General features: G+C 58.6%; 1 protein-coding gene and 2 pseudogenes. 1 reads left to right on the forward strand and 2 read right to left on the reverse strand.

Annotated features, from left to right (window positions below):
- A pseudogene (locus H5U08_RS14565) lies at positions 1-638 on the reverse strand (hypothetical protein); the annotation flags it as partial.
- Positions 639-1,041: 403 nt separating this feature from the next.
- Here H5U08_RS14565 and H5U08_RS14570 point away from each other — a divergent pair.
- Positions 1,042-2,718 (forward strand): serine protease, encoded by a 1,677-nt coding sequence (locus H5U08_RS14570; RefSeq protein WP_297034587.1) that lies wholly within the window; start codon positions 1,042-1,044, stop codon positions 2,716-2,718.
- A 47-nt stretch (positions 2,719-2,765) separates the two neighbouring features.
- Here H5U08_RS14570 and H5U08_RS14575 read toward each other — a convergent pair.
- A pseudogene (locus H5U08_RS14575) lies at positions 2,766-2,923 on the reverse strand (indole-3-glycerol-phosphate synthase TrpC); the annotation flags it as partial.

The raw sequence follows: 2,923 nt of genomic DNA on the forward strand, positions 1-2,923 counted from the left end.
CAGCCGGTCCCAGGTTTCAGCCGGTACGCCCGGGATAGGTCGAGAATTCCGTTGTCCCCCTTGTTCCAGTTTTCCAGGCACCGCTTGACATCGTCTTTGGTCACACCGGGTTCAAGCCCCATGAAGGTGTAGTCGAAATGATTCTCGGCAGCGTTTAACTGGGGCGGGAAGTAGTAGGCTTCCGGCTTGCCTTCCTGACCCGTCTTCTGGGCATGCTCCTGCCGTTGATGCATGTGGTGGGGAATCGGGCCCGCGTTGTCGAAAAACTTGGAATACACAGGCCAACGATGGTATTTGTTCCAGATATCAGGTCCGACGATCTTGCCCTGGCCTTCGTCCACGGCGTCCTTCAAGAGGAATCGTTCGCCTTCAAAGCGAACCCAGCTCAATCCTTCATCCCAGTTGCGTCCTTCGTTGGCTGCTTCGGTTGTGCTGGCAAACCAGCGCTCGTCAATCCCCCCGCGATGTGCTCCGAAGGCGTAGAGGTCTTCTGTTGCCAGTTTGATACGTCGACCGGGATGCAGAAAACTCCGTGGCACCCAGGTGGGGGTGAGGCGGAGGATTCCCCCGGTGGCGTCCATCGCGCGGTCCAGAATCTTTCCCACGTTGTCGCGATTGTAGGGCTTCGACTGGGACATTGTGCACCTTACTCCTTGCCGATAGAGGCCAATACCGATCAGTCAGACCTTGCTCACCGTCCGACAAAACGATCGCCAGAACCGTTGCTCTCGTACGGCGTATTTTTACCCGGCAGATAGGCAAAAGCAAGTCACCCGGGCCTTCAGCGTGGTCCACGTTTGCAAAGTCCTGCGACAGGCCACGAGTAGAAAGTATTGTGGGGACAATTCGTGAATTGCCCCTACCAACATGCCGTTTGGCCCCGATGGACGTATTTTGGGGGCAATTCATCAATTGTTGCCACGATTTGGTGAAAACTCGAATCCGTCACGTCTTTCAAAAACTCAACGGAAATCCCTCTGGCAAGGTTAGAATAATGCCAGTAGGTTGAATCTTGAGGGCGAATGCGAGTAGGACCTTTCGATGACCTGGGTGTGTCCGTATTGCCAGGGTAGCCGACCCGTTCCGCCGCCCGCGACTGCGGGTCAGGCTGTCTGTCCGTATTGTCGGCGTCCGGTCGTGATCCCCCAGGTTGAACAAGAGAAGTTCTCGGAAAGGAGCGAGGGGCCTTCTTCCTTTCCCACGGGGATTGCAAACGACGTTTCTTTTCAGGAGTTGCGGAATCGAATCATCCGCAGCAAAAAACGGACCGCTTGGTACTCGTGGATTGGGGGGCTTGTTGGTCTCGCTTGTCTGGGGATTGTCATCGGAGGCATCTGGTGGATGGCGAGCAGCCAGCAGGGCGTGGGCCGTTCAAGCAGCGATAAGGTCTCTCCGGCAACTCCCGAGAAACAGCCGCCACCTCCCCTTCGCTGGTCGCCCCATCAGGTGTTCGTTGCGCGAACACTCGAGCAAGCCCGCCAGGCGGTCGTCAAAATCGAGATCCCGCTTGAAGCGGGAGCAGCGGTGGAAACCGGCACAGGTTTTTTTGTTGGCGACCGCGGGTGGATCGCCACAAACAATCATCTGGTCGAAAACATGAACAGCCGCGCGTACGTTCGCTCGGCGGACGGGCAAACCTACCGGATTGCCGGGGTCGTCATCCAGGCGCCCGAGATGGACCTCGCCATCCTCCAACTTGCGGAACGCCCGGCGAAAACGACCGTTCTCGACCTCAGCTATGATGGAACCCCTGCCCTGGGCACGGAAGTCTATGCCATCGGACATCCGTACAATGTGGACTTTTCCCTGTCGCGCGGGGTGGTCAGCCGCGTTCTCACCACGGCCGAACTCATTCAAAATTTCCCAGACCACATCGTGGCCAAAATTCACTCGCCCCCCAACATGGTGTGGATACAGCATGACGCCAAGATTTCTCCTGGTAACAGCGGCGGGCCGCTTCTTGACGGTGCCGGACGGGTCCTGGGGGTCAACACCTTTGTGCATCGCCTGGCCCAGTACGGATTCGCCAGTCACATTCGATATCTGCGGGAATTGATGGCCCGGGCAAAGAATGTCCCCGTGCGTCCGCTGCCGGAACCCCGAGCCCCATCTCTGGAAAATGTGGCGCCCGAGCAGATTGTGGACCTCACACAAATCGATCCGCTTTGGAATGCAGCCACAGGAATGGGGTGGAATCCCCAGACACCGGATCAGTATCGCCAGATTTCGGAACTTGCGAGGATCGCCAATATCGTGAAATACCTCCAGGTCCGCGGTCAAATTCCTGTGGGCGTTCCACCCGAGATCATCGATCGCGCGGCGACCCAGCTCGATTCCCGATTCGCGTCGCTGGATCCAGGCGTTTTCTCAGCGGCGGTAACGGACAACCTCAACAGGTTTGCCGTGCAGTCTTTGAATCAGGTCCAATCGGGAATTGTGTGCGTGGGCACTGTCGCGAGCCCGCTGCAGGGTCAGGCGGTGCTTGTCGCAGTAGGAGAAGGCCCCCGGCATCTGCTGCTTCGGCTGCGGCCGGATCCCCCTCCCCTCCAGCCATCCCAGCGGGTCTTCGTGGCCGGGCTCATCCTCCCCCAGTTGGCCGAAATTCGATTGGGAGGCCAGAATGCGGCCGAACAGGTCCCCGTCATTCTGGCGATGTTTGTCATTCCCCTGGAGAAACAGCCCAACGGGGGCGATACCCCCGCGGTGCCCGCCCCCTGAAGTGGGGCGGTCTTGCCACACACGTGCGGCGGCTTCGAGGGCATCATTCAAACCGCTTTTCCTAAAAGACGATCGAGAGCAGCCCCGATGTCGGGCTCCCTCATCAAGCTCTCCCCAACGAGAACGGCTTTCACACCAGCAGCCGCCAGCCGCTGCACATCTTCATAACTCTGGATGCCGCTCTCTCCCACGACAAGGCGATCAG

Source organism: Thermogutta sp. (assembly GCF_014359955.1).
GTDB lineage: Bacteria > Planctomycetota > Planctomycetia > Pirellulales > Thermoguttaceae > Thermogutta.

Coding starts and splice junctions, on each gene's coding strand:
- H5U08_RS14570 (WP_297034587.1), top strand. CDS start 1,042: ATGACCTGGGTGTGTCCGTATTGCCAGGGTAGCCGACCCGTTCCGCCG.